This window comes from Herpetosiphonaceae bacterium (genome assembly GCA_036374795.1).
Lineage (GTDB): Bacteria > Chloroflexota > Chloroflexia > Chloroflexales > Kallotenuaceae > LB3-1.
The window spans coordinates 1-3,357 of the sequence record DASUTC010000368.1; the positions used below are offsets into that span (position 1 = coordinate 1).

The 3,357-nt window shown below is 69.6% G+C and carries 1 protein-coding gene; it reads left to right on the forward strand.

The features are described 5' to 3' along the window. The coding region (locus VFZ66_29905; protein HEX6293433.1) for an amino acid adenylation domain-containing protein at positions 1-3,357 on the forward strand (3,357 nt) is incomplete at both ends.

Below are 3,357 nucleotides of genomic sequence, written 5' to 3' on the forward strand. Positions count from 1 at the left end.
CATATCCTGGTGCTGGTGGTACATCACATCGTCTCGGATGGCTGGTCGCAGGGCATTGTGCTGCGTGAACTGAGCGCGCTCTACCAGGGCTTTGTCCAGCACAATCCGGTGGTGCTGCCGGAGCTGCCGCTGCACTACGCGGACTACGCTGTGTGGCAGCGGCAGTGGTTGCAGGGCGCGGTGCTCGATCAGCAGCTCGCCTACTGGCAAGCGCAGCTTGCCGATCTCGCCCCGCTCGATCTGCCCACCGATCGGCCCCGCCCGCCGATGCCCTCGTATCGCGGCAGGCACTATGCGCTACACATTCCCGCCGCGCTAACGGTCGAGGTGCAACAGCTTAGCCAGCGCCTCGGAGCCACGCTCTACATGACGCTGCTGGCGGCGTGGCAAACGCTCTTGGCGCGCTACAGCGGGCAGACCGACATCGCGGTCGGTACGCCGATCGCCGGGCGCGTGCGGCCCGAATTCGAGGGCTTGATCGGCTTCTTCGTCAACACGCTGGTGCTGCGAACCGATCTGGCGGGCAATCCGAGCTTCGCGGCGCTGCTCGAGCGGGTGCGCAGTGTGTGTCTACAGGCCTACGCCCATCAGGATGTGCCCTTCGAGCTGCTGGTCGAGGCGGTGCAGCCGGAGCGCGACCTGAGCCGCACGCCGCTGTTTCAGGTGATGTTCATCCTCCAGAACACGCCGCGCACGACGATCGCCCTGCCCGATCTGACCTTCGAGCCGCTGGCCGTGGAGAGCCAGACGGCCAAGTTCGATCTAAGCCTGATGCTGCATGAGAAGCCCGACGGGCTGTACGGTTCTGTCGAGTATTCGACCGATCTCTTTGACACGGCGACGATCGAACGGCTGGCGGAGCATTTTCAGATGCTACTGGCGGGCATCGTGGCCGATCCCAACCAAGCGATCACCGCGCTGCCGCTCCTGACGACGAGCGAGCAGGCGTTGCTGCTCCAGACCTGGAACGCGACCGAGGCCGCCTATCCCCAGGATCAGTGTGTCCATACGCTGATCGAGGCGCAGGCTATGCGCACGCCCGACGCCGTGGCGCTCGTCTGCGGCGCGGAGACGCTCACCTACGCCGCCCTCGATCAGCGCGCCAATCAACTGGCGCATCATCTGCGCAGCCTCGGCGTCGGCGGGTGCCCGCAGGGCGAGGTCCGCGTCGGCGTCTGCCTCCATCGCTCGCTCGATCTCCTCGTCGCGCTGCTCGGCATCCTCAAGGCCGGCGGCTGCTACGTCCCGCTCGATCCCAGCTATCCCGCCGAGCGCATTCAGTTCGTGCTCCACGACGCCCAGGCTGCTGTGCTCGTGACCCAGCAGGCCTTGCTGCCGACGCTGCCCGCCCACGACGGCCAGACCCTCTGCCTCGATACCGCGTGGCCGCAAATCGCCCGCCAGCCCATGACGCCGCCTGCCACCACGGTCACGCCCGACCACCTGGCCTATGTGCTCTACACCTCCGGCTCCACCGGACGGCCTAAGGGCGTCCAGATCTCACAGCGCGCGCTGGTCAACTTCCTGTGCGCGATGCAGCGCCAGCCGGGGCTGGGGCCGCAGGATGTGCTGCTGGCGGTGACGACGATCGCCTTTGACATCGCCGGGCTGGAGCTGTTCCTGCCCCTGCTGGTCGGCGCGCGGCTGGTGCTGGTGCCCCGTGCCGAGGCGATCGATGGCGCGCGGCTGGTGGCGCTGCTGGACGCCACGGGCGCGACGGTGCTGCAAGCGACGCCCGCGACATGGCAGCTGCTGCTGGCGGCGGGCTGGACGGGCACGCCGGGACTGACGGCGCTGTGCGGCGGCGAGGCGCTGCCGTGGGAGCTGGCCGAGGCGCTGCTGGGGCGGGTCGCCCGGCTGTGGAACCTGTATGGGCCGACGGAAACGACGGTCTGGTCGGCGGCGGGACCGGTGGCGGCGGGAGCCGGACGGGTGGCGCTGGGGCAGCCGATCGCCAACACGCAGCTCTACGTGGTGGACGGGCAGTTGCGGCTGGTGGGGCTGGGCACGCCAGGGGAGCTGCTGATCGGCGGGCACGGCGTGGCGCGGGGGTATCATGGGCGTCCGGCGCTGACGGCGGAGCGGTTTGTGCCGGATGGGTTCGGGGGCGCAGCGGGGGCGCGGGTGTACCGGACGGGGGACCGGGTGCGCTACCGGGCGGATGGGACGCTGGAGTTTCTGGGGCGGCTGGACCAGCAGGTGAAAGTGCGGGGGTATCGCATCGAGCTGGGGGAGATCGAGGCGGTGCTGCGGCAGCACGCGGCGATCCGCGAGGCGGTGGTGGTGGTGCGCGCGGACACCCCCGGCGATGCGCGCCTCGTGGCGTATGTGGTAGCGCACCAGGAACCGGGGGCGGATGGTTCGCCGGGCGTCGTGCTGGGTGCGTTCCTGCGTGAGCGGCTGCCGGAGTACATGGTGCCGAGCGCGTTCGTGGTGGTGGAGGCGCTGCCGCTGACGCCCAACGGCAAGGTCGATCGCAAAGCGCTGCCGCCGCCGGAGGACACAGCAGGCCGGGCGCGCGCGGCGTATGTCGCGCCGCGCACGCCGCTGGAAGAGGTGATCGCGGGGGTGTGGCGGGCGGTGCTGGGGGTGGCGGCGGTGAGCGTCGAGGAGAACTTCTTCGCGCTGGGCGGGCACTCGCTGCGGGCGACGCAGGTGGTGACGCGGCTGCGGCAGGTGCTCGGCCACGAGGTGCCGCTGCGGCTGCTCTTCGAGGCCCCGACCGTCGCGGGCCTGGCTGCGCGCCTGACCACTGCCCAGGCTGAAGGCATCCTCACGGCGCCGCCCGTACCTCACGAGCGCGCAGCGCTGTCGTCGGATCATCGAATCGTGCCCCTATCGTTCGCGCAGCAGCGGCTCTGGTTCCTCGATCAGCTTGAGCCCGGCAGCGCCGCCTACCATCTGCCGCTGGTCGTGCGGCTCCACGGCACGCTCGATGTGGCAGCATTGCACCAGGCGCTCAGCGCGCTGGTCGAGCGCCATGCCGCGCTGCGGACCACCTTTGCTCAGAGCGCCGACGGCGAGACGGACCAGCCTGTGCAGGTGATTGCGCCCGCGCTCGATGTTCCGCTTTCGGTGAGCGACGCCCCCGGTCTGTTGGAGGCTGAATCTCAGGCGGTCTTCGTCCAGATCGTGCGCGCCGCGATCCAGCAGCCGTTCGATCTGCGCCGAGGGCCGCTGCTGCGCGCGACGCTCTATCGGCAGGGGCCACACGACCATATCCTGGTGCTGGTGGTACATCACATCGTCTCGGATGGCTGGTCGCAGGGCATTGTGCTGCGTGAACTGAGCGCGCTCTACCAGGGCTTTGTCCAGCACAATCCGGTGGTGCTGCCGGAGCTGCCGCTGCACTACGCG